Here is a 16,160-nt window from a genome sequence, read left to right as displayed (position 1 = left end):
GAGTTGAAGCGCATGCTGAAACCATGCCGGGGGATCCTATGTCAGAACCGATACTGAGTATTGAACCCGCGGGCGTGAGCAAGCCCGTGGTGGACGTGCCGCCTCTTTCCATCCACAAGATTGTCGTTGGCTATGAGAACGATGAGTGCGGTAACAGAGCTCTACGATGGGCCGAAGAGATTGCGACCGTTCTCAAGGCAGACCTAATTGTTACGCATTCGGTTCCGCCACCGCCCGGCGTGATCGATATCTACTATGAACAGCTTAAAGAAGAGGTGCTGGACGAAGCCCGGGACAAGATCGCGGACGCGATCCACCGTCATCTGCAGCATTTCGATCGGCCGATCAAGGAGGTCGTTAACTTTGACGGGCCTGCGAAGCTGATGCTTCGGACGGCGTCGGAGACGGATGCCGACCTGGTCATCGTTGGGTCTCACGGGCGGAAGGGAATCGATCAATTCCTCTTCGGATCGGTGTCGGAATCACTTGCGTTTCGTTGCACTTGCCCTGTCCTGGTTTGCGGTCCGGAGTGCGAGCCACCTGATATGCGGCGGAAGACGGTCGTATTTGCGAGCACTCCATCGGAGACGAGTGTTCGCGCGGCGGAGTATGCAAGGGCAATTGCGGAGTACGCCGGTGTGAAGCTACTTGCGATGCATACGCCGGCAGAACGTCCGCCGACGGAGGCTCATGACAGGCTCTGGAAGGAGGAATACGTCAAGGAGTTGTTGCGTATTGCTTTGGGTGAGCCTGCGGATGATGCGGCAGATATCACCTATTGTGTGGAGTATGGAGATCCCGCTGAGGAAGTACTTACGCTGGCCAACAAGGAAGACGCGGCACTGATCGTGATTGGCAGCGGAGAGCGTATGGTTGGTGCGGATCACTTCTCGTGGCGGCCGACGGGAGAGATTCTGAGATCTGCACCCTGCCCGGTGTTAGTCGTTAGTGACAACTCCAAATAGTAGGTTCTGTTCTTGTGCAAGAAAAAAGGCGTCGACCTGGTTCAGGCCGACGCCGAAATAAAATCCCGGACTGTCTGGATATGTCCTGGTCCGTCCCGGGAATGTTTTCAGTTAGGGATGGATGGTGAGATGATTTGAAACCTGCTGAACGCCGGGTGCCTGCCAGGCTGCGCGTTCTGCTTTTTCGCGCTCGGACCAGGAGTGGACGTTCCCGTAGAGCGATACTGTGCCGTCGCTGGTGTAGACAGACATGGATCGAGCGTCGAGGTCGACCATGCGTTTCAGTGCGTCCTCGATCTTCTGCCGCACTTGTTCGCTGGTGGCTCGCTGTTTGATTTGCAGGAGATTCACGATGCCGCGAACTCCGTTGATAGAGTGCGCGGCTGTCTCTGCATTCTCGAGTTCGTAGTGCCAGTCCACTGCGCCGGTCAGTGTTACGAAGCCACCAGAGACGGCAACCTTGATCTTTTCGTCGGGGACGCTTGCGTGAATGCGCAGCGCTTCTACCACGTCGCGTGCGATCTCCGGATCAGTACGCATGCTGGGTGGCTTTACCTCAATGTCATTCGCGACGGAGACAACGCCGAACACTGTCTTGGCGGCACGTTCTGCGGCGAGCTTCTCCAGGTAGCCATGTACGAAGCCGGTGAGCATCACATTTGCATCCTGCACCTTGACGCTAATGTCCTTGGAATGGATTTCTGGCTGCCAGGTGATCTGCTGCATTACGTCGTCCTGGATGCGTTGATCGTGGGTCTTTGTGTAAGAAGCAATGCTGGACATCGGAAGGTTCCTCCTTGGGGATGTAAGGGTGGGTCGGACGTGATGCAGAGGCCGTATGTGTGCGGCCCGATCTTCGTCCTGATACGTAGAAACACCTTGCAGCGACAGATCTCAACTCATGTGTCGTCGCGCCTGATGCAAACTTAGCGCGCGGTCCCTTCGCTTGAAGTGATGTCTGTCACAGGTGCCTGTGAGTTCTCCGGAGTGACGCTTAGGCGACGCGTCGAGGCAAGTTCGGGTAGACTTCAACCACTTTCAGGGAGTCGCTAATCCTCGGGTTCTATGCGCATGAAGCCCGTCTGTTGCGCGATGCAAAGTGCGACCTCGAGCCTAGCGGCGTAAGGAGATGGATGTGAATCGCAGAAGGCTACTTACAGGTGCGACGGGAAGCTTTGCCGCGTTGCTGACACCCTCATTGTCTTCAGCAAGTTTCAGCTCAGAAGCGCTTGCAGAGAGCGCTTCGTCGATGCGTTCGGATTGGACGGAGCTTCTCGTCAAGATTGTTGATCCCGTCCTGCGATCCGCCGCGGCAGGAACGTTGTTTGAAGCGATGCCGGTGGAGGCTGCTGCTGGCCAGGAGGCAGATCGCCGTGGTGTCTCGCCGCTGGAGGCGCTGGCAAGGACGTTGTCTGGCATTGCGCCGTGGCTTGAGAACACGACACTGACAGGCGCGGAAGAGGCTGAGCGTGCGCGTTGTGCCGCACTGGCTCAGAAGGCCATTGCGATGTCAGTTGATTCGGGTTTGCCCTCTTATCTGCGATTTGGTTCGGCACGGCAGACCATCGTGGACGCAGGATTTCTATCGCTCGCGATGGCACGCGCTCCGCGCACTTTGTTGCATGCGCTCCCCGAGCCGGTGAAGAAGCATCTTGGTGAAGCTTTGCGTGCGACACGGCGACAGACGCCGCCTTACAACAACTGGCTGCTATTCGCTGCGATGGTTGAGGCGTGTCTGTCGATGCTGGGAGAAGATTGGGATCGTGAGCGCGTGGATTATGCTCTGCGCGAGCACGCAGCTTGGTTTCTGGGTGATGGCATCTATGGTGATGGCCCGCACTTCCACGCGGATAACTACAACTCCTACGTGATTCATCCCTTCCTGGTGGCTCTGATGGAGGTTGTCGGGGACAAGGAGACGGCGTGGACTGCGATGCGGAAGCCGATCGTCGAGAGAGCGAAACGGTTTGCCGCGTTGCAGGAGCGGAGCATTAATCCAGATGGCAGTTTCCCGCCCATCGGACGTTCCATTGCGTACCGTTGCGGTGCATATCATCATCTGGCGGATGCTGCCTTGCGCCGGCAGCTACCAGAGCATCTTTCGCCTGCGCAGGCTCGCTGCGCGCTGAATGCGGTGATCAAACGCACGATGCTTGCTCGTGGCACCTTTGACACAAAGGGGTGGCTTACGATCGGGCTGGCCGGGCATCAGCCCTCGCTGGGTGAGACCTATATCTCCACGGGGAGTTTGTATCTTTGCACTACAGCTTTCCTGCCATTGGGACTACCCGCGAGCGATCCCTTCTGGAGTGGGGCGGCGGAGAAGTGGAGTTCGTTGCGTATCTGGTCCGGAGAAGATCATGCCGCCGACCACGCAACGGATTGACGCGTTCAGAAAAAGAGAGGTCCGCATATTGTGTGAGATGCGGACCTCTTGAGTTGATTGGTTAGAAGGAGATGCGGCCGCTGAAGCGGAGTGTGCGGTTGGATGTGGACAGCACGCTCTGGATCTGACCGAAGCCGCTGTCATTGACGTTCGCGACTGGTGCACTCCATTGCGGAGTATTCGTTACATCGAAGGACTCTGCTTTCAGGATGATGGCAAGCTCACGGTAGATTGGAATGTTGCGAGTCAGTCCTACGTCAAGGTTGAAGTACCCTGGGCCGCGCACTGAGTTACGCGAGGTGTTGCCGTTCGAAGACGCGTTCGGCAGCTTGGCATAATTTCCCTGGTTCTGGATGTAATACGGATACACACTCGATCCGGGTTGATACTTTGTGCCGGCTCTGACCGGCTGCGAGATCTGGTTGGGAACCACAGTATCACCGTTGCCTGCCTGCGATGAGTCCGTGATCTGAAAAGGCCTGCCGCTGTAGTAGGTGGTGATGGTATTCAGGTCCCAACCGCCTACGAGACTGCCAACAAAGCCTGAACTCAGAAACTGGCGACCTCTGCCGAAGGGAATCTTATAGACCGTCCATAGGGAATTCATATGGGTGCGGTCAAAGCCCGACGAGGCGAAGTTGCGCTTGTAGAGACCGGGCGTGCTGAAGGTGGGCGTGCCGAGTGTCGAGTCAGCGTCCCAGTAGTTGAGATAGTGCGACCAGGTGTAGCTGTAGCCGAATTGCAGGGTCTTCAGCTGGCGATCGCTGATCTGTAGCTGCATGCCCGAGTATTCTTCGTCTCCGGCGGGCGCCACGTTGAGGATGGTTCCGGTGTAGCGTAATGCGCCGCCGGGAGCTGTGGCATTTGCGAAGAGCGGACGGCTTGCCGCTCCAAGCGTGCTGACGCCACCCGCGTTGATGTCGATGCCTAGCACCTGACGGACATGGTGCGTGCCGACGTAACCGATGTTCAATACGACGTCATGCGCGAGGTCTCGGTCAATAAACAGGTTATAGGCTTCGATGTAGCCGCGACGCCACTTCTGCGGTGCAGTCTGTGTCGTGTAGTTGAAGGGCAAGGGAACGATGCCGGTATTGATATTAGGCACGTTCACAGTCGGGACGCCGGCCGCCAGCGCGCCGCTGGGGAGGGTGTTCATCCCCGGGGCTCCCGCGTTGGGCGCGGTGAGCGCACCGGCTGCGACGTAGTTGTTTGCACCGGTGTTGTTCAGGGTGATCAGGGCCGGATAAGAGTCGCGGAAGAAGCGATAGTTTTCCGGGTCCACCGTGATGCCGCCGCCGGCTCGGATGACCGTCTTCTCGTTGATGCGGTAGTTGATGCCGAATCGCGGGACGAGCTGTCCGCGCCCGACGTCTGCACCGGTATCGGTTGGTGTGTTGCCGCGTCCGCCGATCAGCACGTTGCTGGTGGCGGGATCGAAGCGGAAGACGCCGGTGTGATCGCGGTTCGCGAAGGGATAGTACTCGTACCGGAGGCCGTAGTTAATCGTGAGGTTCGGTGTCGCTTTCCAAGTGTCCTGTGCGTAAAAGCTGAAGACTGAAAAGCGGGGGCCATTGGGCTGGAAGAGTTGGACGGTTTTGCCGATTGCCTGCGGAAGACCGAGGAGCATGTCGGCGACGGTGCGGTAGTAGTTGGGACCATCGGCGGCCAGGCCGCTGTTGTTGCCGGTGACGCCGCCTGTGAAGGTGAACTGTCCGCGCGGGCCGGCGTTGTTTGCCTGCAGATGGTTGATGGCAGAGTGCACATACTCCCCGCCGAAACGGAAGTTGTGTTTGCCGTGCAGGTAAGTGCCGTTCAGATTGCCGACATACTGCATGTCACGGAACTGGAAGGGATTGGACTGGATGTAGTTACCGAAGCTGGAGAGTCCGGTCGGCAGAAATCCTGGCAGGCCAGACTGGAAGGGTGTTGCACCGTTGGTACCGCTGATGCCCAGAAGGTCTGTGCCGAGGTTGGTGCCGTAGTCCGGAGCGCGTGCGGCGAGATTGATGCGCACGAAGCCGGCATTCGCGTCGATGAGGAAGTTCGATGTGAACGAATGCGTCGCGCCCAGGCCGATGTTCTGGATGGTGCCAGGCGCTGTTCCAGGCTGACCACCATCCCACGTGTTGCCGATGGCGGCGCCGAGTGCGGGCGGATCGGTGATCTGCGAACGACCGATGGAGTAACGACCGAAGAAAGTGGTCTTGTCTGTCGGGTTGTAGCTGATCTTCGTGTCGTACGACGCGCGGTCATACGAGAGCACGGCGCCGCCGGGATAGTTACCGGAGATCGCGTTGACCTTCTCCGTTGGGAGGAGCGCGAGAATCTTTTGTGTGGCGGGGCTTAGTCTCCCCGTGGGGATCACGTTTCCCGGAAAGGGCGTGCGTCCGGAACCGTTGGCGTTGCCGGTGGTTGGGTCGTAGATGGTGGTACCGGTGCCCGCGAAGTTGCCGCCGCGCAGGGCTGCAAGTGGCACGTTCATTGCACCGCCCGTCTTGAACTGACGGAGCGAAACACGGTTATAGCCAAAGAAGAAGAAGAGCTTGTCGCGGATGATGGGACCGCCGATGTTGCCGCCGAACTCGTTATAGATGTTCTTGGGCAGGATCGGCGTGGTCGTGACGCGGGTGAAGTACTGGCGCGCGTTGAACTGGGCGATGGAGTTATACGCCCATGCGCCGCCGTGAAAGCGGTTGGTACCGCTCTTCACGATGAGGTTTGCAGCGATACCGCCGGCAGCACCCTGCTCTGCGTTGAAGCTGTTGGTGACGATGTTGGCTGACTCGATGGAATCTGTCGGCGGGATATAGGCAACGATGGACTGGAGCCACGGATAGCCCACGGCGGCACCGTCGATCTTGGTGGAGTTGACCGTGTTCACGATGCCGTTTGCCGTGACGGCCTGTGTCCGGCCTGGATTGCCGGCCTGTGAGTTGTTCTCAACGGGCGGCGGAACACCGGGGATGAGGCGATAGAGCCCCTGGAAGTTTCGGCCTGCGGTCGAGGTCGTCGGCAACTCCTGGACCTGCGTGGGGCTGATCTCATAGTTCACGTCCGCTCGCTCGGTCTGCAGGGCAGGCGGTACCGTGTTGACCTCAACGGTCTCCGTCACGTTGCCAACGGTGAGTGTTGCGTCAAAGCGGCGTGACTGATTCGCGCTGATGGGTACAGACTTCGAAGTGGCGGTGCCGAAGCTGGGCGCCGTGATGACGACACCGTAGGTGCCGGGCGGAAGATCGGTGAACTGGTACGCTCCGGAACTGTCCGCGGCGTCCGTGCGCGTAAGGCCAGTTGCCGGATTTGTCACCGTAACTTTTGCGCCGGGAACTACGGATCCACTGGAGTCTGTGACGACGCCGGTCAGACCGCCGTACAGAGTTTGTGCGAAGCCGTTACTGACGGCAAGGGGGGCGAGTGCGACAGCCGCAATGGCATGCAACGCGATTCTTCTGTAGCTATACATATCCACGACGTCCCCACAGTTTGTTGGAAGTAGACGCGGACTATAAGTAGCGCCAGAGCTCGTTGTCAACGTAAATCTGTTCCCGGGAGGGTGAGGGCAGCGCGTAGAAGTCCCGCTGGTGTTGGTCTTTCACGCTTCTGGACGCACTTTCATCGCACCGAAAAACATAGGTCGGTACCGGCCTCCGGTATAACGTTTTAGTAGTTATACGAGGGCCGCTTTGGTGCGTCGGCCCTGAATCGCAACATGCCGGAATCTGTTTGATTGTTTGTTGTCCTTTAGAAAGGCCAATTCCTTGAAGCTCCGCTGTCTTTCCCTGTTGTTGATCGCATCTGTGGCGACCTCGTCTTTTGCTCAGAAGTCGGAGGTGCGTCGCGCAGGTGCACCGGACTACACCCGCTACGTTGATCCTTTTATCGGTGTGGACTGGGGAGGAAACACCTTCGTCGGTTCTACGGTTCCGTTCGGCATGTTGAAGGTTGGTCCGGATATGGAGACCTTCGACGGACGCCGCTCGGGCTTTGGGTATTCGAGCAACGGCTTGATCCTTGGCTTCTCTCATCTTCACCTTAGCGGCGCTGCCGGGAAGTATGGCAACATCCGTGTCGCTCCTGTTACCGGGCCACTGAATTTGAATGACATCAAAACGCCGCGCACGGAGGAGGTCGCGAAGCCCGGCTACTATGCCGCAACGCTGACGCGACCGAAGGTGCGTGCGGAGCTTACGAGTAGCCGGCGCGTTGGCTTTCATCGCTATACCTTTCTGAATCCGGGTGAGGCCCACCTGACGGTCAATGTTGCCGCGGCACTGAACCTGGGCACGGGCTGGGAGGATCAGACCTTCGTTGGTGCCGAGGTGCATGTGGTCTCAAACAGCGAGATCCAGGGCATCGCTCGTTTTCGTGGCGGCTGGAACCGCGGTGGCGAGTATCGCGTGTTCTATGACATGCAGATCGATACGCCCGCTGCAGCCGTACGCACGTGGAATGGTGGCGAGCTGGGGACGGAGCGCGATGTGGTCGTCACCAGCGATAAGCCTGTTGGCGCTTCGTTCGATTTCAATGCGCGTGCGCATCAAGTGGTGCAGGCTAAGGTCGGCATCTCGTTTATCAGTGCGGAGCAGGCGAAGAAGAGTATCCAGGTAGAGATTCCTGGGTGGAGCTTTGAGGCTGTGCGCCATGCGAACAACAAGCTTTGGAATGCCGAGCTTGAGAAGCTGCAGGTAAAAGGAGAGACCGAGGCGCAACGTCACCAGCTTTACACGGCGATGTACCACATCATGATGATGCCGGTGGATCGCACGGGCGAGAACCCACTGTGGTCTTCGACGGAGCCGTACTACGACGACTACTACGCGATCTGGGATACGTATCGGACGTCGAGTCCGCTGCTGACACTGATCTCGCCGGACCGGCAGCGGGACATTATTCGATCGCTGATCGATATCTATCGCCACGCAGGGTACATGCCGGATGCGCGCAGCGGGAACGACAATGGCCGCACGCAGGGTGGTTCCAATGCAAACGTGGTGATTGCAGATGCTTTTGTGAAGGGGTTAAAGGGCATCGACTATGCCACGGCTTTGCAGGCGATGTTGCACGATGCCGAGGTGCCTCCGAAGGACGCGCAGAAGGAGGGCCGCGGTGGGCTGAAGGATTACAACGAACGCGGCTTCATTACGACGGCCGATGAGCGTGCCGGCTCGCGGACCGTGGAGTATGCCTATGACGACTTCGCAATTGCAGAGGTCGCGTGCGGTCTGGGCGAACAGAAGCAGATGGACCGGGCGCTTGCCCGCACGCATAACTTCGAGCACCTGTGGGATCCCAACATGGCGGTGTCAGGCTTCAAGGGGTTCCTGCGTCCGCGTAAGCCGGATGGCTCGTGGGCGGAACCGTACCTCACAGTACGCGGGACGTGGCCTGACTTTATGTATGAAGGCGACATCTGGACTTACTCGCTCTACGCACCGCAGGACATGCGTCGCCTGATCGAGATGGCGGGTGGTAACCAGCGCTTCAACGATCGCATGGACTTCACGTTCGCGCGCGGGCACTTCGATATCTCGAATGAACCTGGCTTCCTGATGCCGGTGCTCTACAACTACACCGGGCGTCCGGACAAGAGCGCGGACGTTGCGCACCTGCTGCTGGAGAAGGCATTCAACGACACGCGTGCCGGCATCCCTGGCAACGATGATTCCGGCGCGATGTCGAGCTGGCTCATCTTCCAGTCGCTTGGCATCTTTCCGGTGGCTGGTCAGGATATCTACCTGATCAGTTCGCCTTCGGTGCCCGATGCTTCGCTCGCGCTGGCGAACGGAAAGAAGCTGCACATCGTTGCGGAGGGGCTGGATGCAGCCGGCCTGAATCGCTATGTGCAGACGGCGACGTTGAATGGACGGAGTCTGACGACGAACTGGTTTCGTCACGCGGAGATTGCCAACGGAGGAACGCTGATCCTGAAGATGGGATCAGCGCCCTCCGAGTGGGGAAAGACAAATCCGCCGCCGTCCCTTAGCGACCCCGGCGCTCGCTTCTGCGAGAAGCGCTAGAGGAGAAGAGCTGGTCTGAATCTCAGACCAGCTCTTTCTTCGGGTGGCCTGCCGGAGCGAGCAGGTCTTCGATGCGGATAGGCAGGTTGCGAACGCGAATGCCGGTTGCGTGGTGAACTGCATTCGTGATCGCTGCGGCGATGCCGGCGAGGCCGATTTCGCCGACGCCACGTGCCCCGATGGCGTTGAGGTTGTAGTCCGGGTAGTCGAGGAAGGTGACGTCGATCTCCGGGCAGTCGGCGTTGACGGCCATGACGTAGTCGGCGAGGTTGCTGTTCATTGGTGCACCGCTGCGCTGGTCATATTCGGTGGCCTCGAACATGGCCATGCCGACGCCCATCACGACGGCACCTTCGATCTGGTTCCGTGCTGCGCGCGGGTTGATCATGCGACCCGCGTCGATGACGGTGACGACGCGGCTGACACGCAGACGCGCGATCTCCGGCTCCCAAGTAACCTCAGCGAACTGCGCTCCGTAGCTGTGTGAGGAGAGCTTTTCGTTGGGATTGCCGAGGGTGCCCATGGACTTGCCCTGACCGCTGATGGCCTTCACCTTGGCCATACGAATGATCTCGGCGGTGGCGACGTGTGTGCCGGACTGGCCCTTGGTCTGGACGCCACCATTGGTGAACTCGAGCATCTTTGCGTCCTTGCCATTGAAGGGACTTGCGGCAGCACCAACGGCTGCAACGAGCAGTGTCTGTGTGGCCTTCTGCGCGGCCTGCAGCACTGCGGGAACTACGGACGCGGTGGCCCAGGAGCCGCCGCTGATGGGGCCGGGCGGCAGTGCGGAGTCGCCGAGGACAACTTCGATCTTGTCAATCGGGATGCCAGTCTCGTGCGAGACCATCTGCGCGATCACCGTGTAGGTGCCGGTGCCGATGTCCTGCGTGCCGCAGGTGACGCGGGCCGAGCCATCCTGCAGAAGTTCGACGGTGGCTTCTGATTCCATGCGGGCTGCAATCCACGTGCATGCGGCCATGCCCCAGCCGAGTGTCACGCCCTCCGCATTCTTCATCGATCCGATTGCCGGGTTCCGCTTGGACCAGCCGAACTTCTCCGCGCCGGTGCTGATGCATTCCTGCATGTGCCGTGAGGAGAACTCCTGGCCGTTGCTTTCATCCTTCTGCGGCTCGTTGATCTGGCGAAGTTTGACGGGATCCATCTTGAGCTTGATGGCGAGCTCGTCCATGGCGGACTCAAGCGCGTAGAGGCCAGGTACCGCACCAGGACCACGCATGGAGGTGGGCGTGCCGATGTTCCGGCGTGCGAGGCCGCTGTTTACTGCGACGTTCTGGCAGGAGTAGATGAAGCCGGTAGCTTCGCCGCAACCTTCGTCGTAGTCGTCGAGGATTGAGGTGTGGTTGACGTAGTTCTGCTCGATGACGAGGAGCTTGCCGCTGGTGTCGGCTGCGAGCTTGATCTGCTGGTCGATGGCGGGGCGGTGGCCGACGCTCTGGAACATCATGGAGCGCGAGACGACCAGCTTGACCGGTCGGTTCAGGTTGCGCGCGCAGGCTGCGGCGAGTGCTGCCATGCGGCCAGGGCCACAACTTGCCGCCGAAGCCTGAGCCGAGGAAGCGCGTGATGACTTGCACGTTCTCAGACGGCACACCGAGCTGCGCGGCGAGTACGTCACGCGAGTTGACGACGGCTTGCGATGTCTCATAGAGGGTGTACTTGCCATTCTTGTAGACGGCAACCGACGCATGGAGCTCGATGGGATTGTGCGTCTCAGCAGGTGTGCTGTAGACGGCGTCATGCTTGACGGGTGCAGAGGCGAAGGCAGTTGCGGTGTCGCCACGCTTGGTGACACTCTTCTTGCCGGTCTTCTCCACATCGCCCAGTAGCTTGTCGCTGGTGTTGTGCGGTGTCTTTGCGTAGGTGACCTTGACGGCTTCAGCTGCGGCGCGCGCCTGCTCGACGGTTTGTGCGACAGCAACGGCGACGTACTGGCCGTAGTAGCGGACGGTGGTGTCTTCGAGCGGAGGGCGCTTCTCATCCAGGATCATGGACATGCCCGAGCCGGGAGGAGTGCGGTAGAGCGCGCCGATGCTCTCGTGTGTGTAGATGGGCCAGGACGCCTGGCATCTTTGCAGCCGCTGCCGTATCGATGGCGCTTATGGTGCCGCTTGCGACGGTTGCGGTGGTCGGCCATGCGTAGACGAGACCTTCAAAGTGATGGTCGGAGGAGTACATGGCCGCGCCGGTGGTCTTAAGCGGACCGTCGACACGTGACTGTGGCTTGCCGATGACGGCGCTGTCGCCGATGTTTGCGGGTTTCGATTCCTGCTGCTGATCGAGGATCATGATGCGCCTCCTATGCCGTGACCTTGGTGAGGGCTGCGGTCAGGCAGCGTTTCGCGAGTTCAACTTTGAAGCCGTTCTGTGATTGCGGGCGGGCGCCGTGCAGTGCAGCTTCGGCGGCAGCGCGGAAGTTGGCCGGCGTGGCGGCCTTGCCCATCAGGGCCTTCTCCGCTTCGCGACTGCGCCATGGCACGGCTCCGACGCCGCCAAGAGCTACGCGGACGAAGTCGATGTGATTGCCGCTTGTCTTGATGACGATGGCCGCGGAGGTGAGGGCGAATTCGTACGAGGCCCGGTCGCGAAGTTTTAGATAGAGGCTCTTCGCGCCTGATGGAAGAGCGGGAATGGAGACGTGGGTGATGAGGTCGCCGGGTTCGAGTACCGTTTCACGCTGCGGAGTATTGCCGGGCAGCGTGTAGAAGTCGGCGATGGGAACGACGCGATCGCCCTTGGCGCCGGTGATGTGGATTTTTGCTTCGAGGGCTGCGAGCGCAACGTTCTGGTCGGAGGGGTTCGACGCGATGCACTTGTCGCTGGTGCCGAGGATAGCGAGCATCCGATTATGTCCTCCGATGGCGGAGCAGCCGGTGCCGGGCTGTCGCTTGTTGCAGCCGTAGGAGGTGTCACGGTAGTAGCCGCAGCGCGTTTTTTGCAGCAGATTGCCTGCGGTCGATGCCATGTTGCGGAGCTGTGTAGAGGCTCCGCTGAGGATAGCTTCGGAGAGGACGGGATACTGCTGCTTCACAAGATCGTGATGCGCAACGGCGGTGTTGCTGGCGAGCGCGCCGATCTTCAGGCTGCCGTTTTCGCCGGGCTCGATCTTGTTGAGTGGCAGGCCGTTGATGTCGACGAGCTGCCGCGGCATCTCGACGTTTAGCTTCATGTAATCGACGAGGTTGGTGCCACCGGCGATATAGCGTACCTGGGATCCCTGCTGGGCGGTGGCCGCGGACGCCTGCGCCTTGACGGCGTCGGGGATGCTGCTGGGCGTAATGAGTTCGAAGGGCTGCATCTTGGGCTCCTCTTATGCCGTGAATTTGCCGCGGCAGCTTTGCACAGCGGCGACGATGTTGGGGTAGGCTCCGCAGCGGCAGATATTGCCGCTGAGCGCTTCCTTGACGTCCGTATCCTTGGAGCCCCAGGGCTCCTTCATCATGGCGACTGCCGACATGATCTGGCCGCTGGTGCAGTAGCCGCACTGGTAGCCGTCGTGCTCGACGAACGCCGTCTGCATGGGGTGCATGTGGTCGGGTGTGCCAAGGCCTTCGATGGTGGTGATCTCTTTGCCCTGCTGCATGGTGGCGAAGAGGAGGCAGCTGTTGGCGCGCTGGCCATTGACGTGAATGGTGCAGGCGCCGCACTGTCCGTGGTCGCAGCCCTTCTTGGTGCCGGTCAGGTGCAGGGTCTCGCGCAGGGTATCGAGTACTGTGGCGCGCGGGTCGACCTGCAGGTTGTGCTGCTGACCGTTGATCATGAGTTTGACCGGTACGGTGCCGGGAATGGTCGCAGTTGCTGCCTCTTGTGCGGCGGCTGCCGGCTCTGCTGCAGCGGCCGCGAGCGGCGCGGCCATCGTGGCCGTCGCGCCTGCGACTCCGGCCATGCCGGCACGGGTCAAAAAGGACCTGCGGCTGAGCCTTTCCAGCGAAGTCATGGGTTGTTGGCTCTCTTCATCATTCGTCGACATTGTGACCTCCATCTGCGTCCTGCTGTCCGGACGGCAGCTCCGATATTGCGAGCCTTTTTAAGGATGACGGCCTCAGGCCGTGAATCCTCGGTTCTTTGATGCAGCGATAGTACCGCCGCGGGGCGGGGGAAGACTACAGCGCGGCGGTAAACGCCATGTCGGGTTGATTGGCTCTGGCCGAAGGGGGGTAACGCGCGGGCCGGACACCTTATAAGGGGGCCGGCCCGTCGTTGCTTCTGCTTCACGAAGCAAAACAGATTTGTGCTGCCACGCAGGACTGATGGCGATCTGAGCAGGGGATTGCGTGTGCTGCTGTGCCCTCTAGCGCGGCTGTTGATAGTGCTCGTCCGTGACGTGTTCCATCCACTCCACGACCTTGCCGTCCTGTTTTTCCTGGATGGCGATGTGCGTCATGGCCGTGGTGGGAGTGGCTCCGTGCCAGTGTTTCTCGTGCGGCGAGAACCAGACGACGTCTCCGGGATGAATTTCCTCAACCGGACCGCCGTCTCGTTGTGCCCATCCGCAACCGGCCGTCACGATCAACGTCTGGCCTAGTGGATGTGTGTGCCAGGCGGTTCTTGCGCCAGGCTCGAATGTGACGCTGGCACCGACTACCAGGGCCGGGTCAGGTGCGGTGAATAGCGGATCGATGCGTACCGTTCCGGTAAACCAGTCTGCCGGTCCCTTGCCGGATGGCTGTGTTCCGACTCTCTTGATGTCCATGTGTGTCTCCCTTGAAGACAGTAACTCTTCTAGGGTGAGGGATATTGTCTGGACTGAGAAGAGTGCATGCCGGCAAACTCTTGTGAGTTACTTTCACGAATGCTTCTTGATCTTCACCGTACTCTGACCGACGGAGGAACGGCCTTTGTGGAAAGACGAAATCGTCAGGTTTAGGCGAGTACGACCTGATTTCTTCCTTCGTGCTTTGCGCGGTAGAGCGCCGCGTCGGCTTTCCTGAGCAGATCTCCGGAATTCTCAGCATCCTGCGGGAAGAGCGCTACGCCGACCGAGACGCTCAAGTCCGAATGCATTGCCAGGCCTGAGGTGAGTCGCATCCCTGCGATGGCGGTGCGGATTCTTTCCGCCGTCATGAAGGCACCTTCGACTGTCACGTCCGGAAGGATGATTGCGAACTCTTCGCCGCCGTAACGGCAGACCATATCTCCGCTGCGGATCTTAGCTTCGAAGACCGTTGCAACTTCTTTGAGAACGATGTCGCCCGTGGCATGGCCGTACTGATCGTTGAAGGTTTTGAAGTGATCGACGTCCAGCATGAGCATGGCGACCTGGCTCTTGGAGCGAGAGGCACGTGCAAGTTCCCGTTCCAGCGCGATCTCCATGAAGTGACGATTGAAAAGGCCGGTGAGGCCGTCCCGTACGGATTGGTTTTCCAGCTTGACGCGCAACTGGAGACCGGCGATGGTCATGGCAGTAAGTTCTGCGAGTTGGCGAATGCTGTCTTCGCGCGACCTCACGCCTTCGATGCTGTCCTTGTCATTCGGTGTAAGGAAGAGCATTCCGAGCGTCTCGCCTTGCGCTACCAGCGGCAGGCAGAAGTAGGTTTCGGGAGCGTCGTTGAGAAAGTGTGAGCAATTCACTTCGGATGCGCCTATCTCGCGCCACCGCAGCCGCCCGGAGCGCAGGGAGCAGCAGGAATCGGGGACGAAGATCTCCACCATGGATGCGTCGAGGCCCCAACGCGCAACCACTTCGGCCATGGCGCGTGAGTTGTTGATCATGCAGATCGTCCCGCTCGTCGCGGGCGCCAGACGAGCAAAGCTGCTGACGGCGGCGCGGTAGACCTGATCCAGCCCTGTACACAGTTGGAGTTCATCCCGGGCATCGGTCAGAAGGCGGGATTCTTCCGCACGATTGTGCAACTGCTGCACCGTGGTGGCCAGTTCGGAGTTCGTGCGGTTTGTGAGGATCGCGACGCTCTTGCGTCGAAAGGCGTCCCGGATGAGGAAGCCGAAGAGAAACACCAAGGCGAGCAGAGAGATGCCGCCCATGGAGAACTCCGTGACTACGGAGCGTTGAGAACGCTCCCTGGAGGCTTCCGTCCGTTGCTTCAGGAGCGTGCGCTCCTGTTCGGACATTCGGCCGAGTGTCTGGCGGCATTTGAGGATGTTGGTCTGCGGGGACTTGCCAGTCTCGGGGACGCGTTCCAAGTCATGGGCGAGACGTGTGGCACACGCTCCCAGAGCGGTAACCTCCTGGACTGCAACGGCATTGTCAAAGACGAGGCTGCGGATTCGGGTGCTGGATGTGCTGAGGGAGACAACGTTCGACCGAGCGGCGATGAGCTGATCTTCATTCTTGGTCGCGAGGTAGAGCCCGGTATAGGCTTCAATGCGGTCGAGCCTTTGCGATGCGCTCTGGAGGCTATTCAGCACCTCCTGGCTGTGTTCGACCCAACCTTCCGCTTCAATCAGGTTCTTGGTGTTCTGATAAACGAAACTGCTTGCTGCAACGGTGAACACGACGGAACCGAGCGCTGCGGCCAAGATCAGCGCAATTCCTATATCCAAGCTTTGTAGCCGCTTCAGCATACGCAATGGTGTTCGATACCGCCGAAGCACGCCATTCATCTTTTGAGGTATCCGGACGGCAGATACATCACGAGCGATAAATTTGTTCACGAGAGCAATGTCGCCGAGCTTCAGTTGTGGTTCGAGGGGAGGGCTTGATGTTAACGGGGCGTATTAGCATTCGTGGTCTTGAAGCAGCCTCTTACCGGTGAGAGAGCATCCCTCGGAATGACTTGTGCCGATGTCACGAGTGATATTCCATAGCGG

11 protein-coding genes and 1 pseudogene are annotated in these 16,160 nt (G+C 59.6%); 3 read left to right on the top strand and 9 right to left on the bottom strand.

Annotation, left to right across the window (positions count from 1 at the left end):
- The first annotated feature begins 38 nt into the window (after positions 1–38).
- Positions 39–965: a universal stress protein gene (locus TERRO_RS12505; protein ID WP_014786017.1), complete on the top strand. Its 927-nt coding sequence runs from the start codon at positions 39–41 to the stop codon at positions 963–965.
- 111 nt (positions 966–1,076) lie between these two features.
- On the opposite strand, the gene TERRO_RS12500 is transcribed toward TERRO_RS12505, so the two are convergent.
- On the bottom strand, positions 1,077–1,748 hold the full coding sequence (locus tag TERRO_RS12500; protein ID WP_014786016.1) for a BON domain-containing protein: 672 nt from the start codon (positions 1,746–1,748) through the stop codon (positions 1,077–1,079).
- Between the two features lie 352 nt (positions 1,749–2,100).
- Between TERRO_RS12500 and TERRO_RS12495 the strand changes: the two genes are divergently transcribed.
- Positions 2,101–3,351: a DUF2264 domain-containing protein gene (locus tag TERRO_RS12495; protein ID WP_217164342.1), complete on the top strand. Its 1,251-nt coding sequence runs from the start codon at positions 2,101–2,103 to the stop codon at positions 3,349–3,351.
- 61 nt (positions 3,352–3,412) lie between these two features.
- Here TERRO_RS12495 and TERRO_RS12490 read toward each other — a convergent pair whose 3' ends face one another.
- On the bottom strand, positions 3,413–6,793 hold the full coding sequence (locus TERRO_RS12490; protein WP_041592559.1) for a TonB-dependent receptor: 3,381 nt from the start codon (positions 6,791–6,793) through the stop codon (positions 3,413–3,415).
- A 292-nt stretch (positions 6,794–7,085) separates the two neighbouring features.
- Between TERRO_RS12490 and TERRO_RS12485 the strand changes: the two genes are divergently transcribed.
- Positions 7,086–9,371: a GH92 family glycosyl hydrolase gene (locus tag TERRO_RS12485; protein ID WP_157178328.1), complete on the top strand. Its 2,286-nt coding sequence runs from the start codon at positions 7,086–7,088 to the stop codon at positions 9,369–9,371.
- A 22-nt stretch (positions 9,372–9,393) separates the two neighbouring features.
- Here TERRO_RS12485 and TERRO_RS12480 read toward each other — a convergent pair whose 3' ends face one another.
- From TERRO_RS12480 to TERRO_RS22110, 7 genes and pseudogenes are all read right to left on the bottom strand, one after another.
- Positions 9,394–10,908, bottom strand: a complete 1,515-nt coding sequence (locus tag TERRO_RS12480) for a xanthine dehydrogenase family protein molybdopterin-binding subunit (protein WP_281047873.1) — start codon at positions 10,906–10,908, stop codon at positions 9,394–9,396.
- Positions 10,909–10,972: 64 nt separating this feature from the next.
- Positions 10,973–11,383: pseudogene (locus tag TERRO_RS23820) on the bottom strand (molybdopterin cofactor-binding domain-containing protein); the annotation flags it as partial.
- Positions 11,370–11,681 (bottom strand): hypothetical protein, encoded by a 312-nt coding sequence (locus TERRO_RS23675; RefSeq protein ID WP_245536083.1) that lies wholly within the window; start codon positions 11,679–11,681, stop codon positions 11,370–11,372. The gene TERRO_RS23675 and the pseudogene TERRO_RS23820, both read right to left, overlap by 14 nt.
- A 10-nt stretch (positions 11,682–11,691) precedes the next feature.
- Complete coding sequence (locus TERRO_RS12475; RefSeq protein WP_014786011.1) at positions 11,692–12,690, bottom strand: FAD binding domain-containing protein; 999 nt, start codon at positions 12,688–12,690, stop codon at positions 11,692–11,694.
- 12 nt (positions 12,691–12,702) lie between these two features.
- Positions 12,703–13,362, bottom strand: a complete 660-nt coding sequence (locus TERRO_RS12470; protein WP_014786010.1) for a (2Fe-2S)-binding protein — start codon at positions 13,360–13,362, stop codon at positions 12,703–12,705.
- A 321-nt stretch (positions 13,363–13,683) separates the two neighbouring features.
- Positions 13,684–14,085 (bottom strand): (R)-mandelonitrile lyase, encoded by a 402-nt coding sequence (locus tag TERRO_RS12465; protein ID WP_014786009.1) that lies wholly within the window; start codon positions 14,083–14,085, stop codon positions 13,684–13,686.
- Positions 14,086–14,255: 170 nt separating this feature from the next.
- Positions 14,256–15,869 carry a diguanylate cyclase gene (locus TERRO_RS22110; RefSeq protein ID WP_157178342.1) on the bottom strand — a complete coding sequence of 538 codons (1,614 nt, stop codon included), beginning with the start codon at positions 15,867–15,869 and terminating at the stop codon, positions 14,256–14,258.
- Positions 15,870–16,160 lie beyond the last annotated feature (291 nt).

It is taken from the genome of Terriglobus roseus DSM 18391 (assembly GCF_000265425.1).
GTDB classification, from domain to species: domain Bacteria; phylum Acidobacteriota; class Terriglobia; order Terriglobales; family Acidobacteriaceae; genus Terriglobus; species Terriglobus roseus.
The sequence above is the reverse complement of the archived record's forward strand: the minus strand, read 5'-3'. Positions and strand labels throughout refer to the sequence as shown.

What these genes read in the sequence shown, in the direction of transcription:
- TERRO_RS12505 (WP_014786017.1), top strand. Translation starts at nt 39, where the DNA reads ATGTCAGAACCGATACTGAGTATTGAACCCGCGGGCGTGAGCAAGCCC.
- TERRO_RS12470 (WP_014786010.1), bottom strand. Translation starts at nt 13,362, where the DNA reads ATGTCGACGAATGATGAAGAGAGCCAACAACCCATGACTTCGCTGGAA.
- TERRO_RS23675 (WP_245536083.1), bottom strand. Translation starts at nt 11,681, where the DNA reads ATGATCCTCGATCAGCAGCAGGAATCGAAACCCGCAAACATCGGCGAC.
- TERRO_RS12500 (WP_014786016.1), bottom strand. Translation starts at nt 1,748, where the DNA reads ATGTCCAGCATTGCTTCTTACACAAAGACCCACGATCAACGCATCCAG.
- TERRO_RS12480 (WP_281047873.1), bottom strand. Translation starts at nt 10,908, where the DNA reads ATGGCAGCACTCGCCGCAGCCTGCGCGCGCAACCTGAACCGACCGGTC.
- TERRO_RS12475 (WP_014786011.1), bottom strand. Translation starts at nt 12,690, where the DNA reads ATGCAGCCCTTCGAACTCATTACGCCCAGCAGCATCCCCGACGCCGTC.
- TERRO_RS12465 (WP_014786009.1), bottom strand. Translation starts at nt 14,085, where the DNA reads ATGGACATCAAGAGAGTCGGAACACAGCCATCCGGCAAGGGACCGGCA.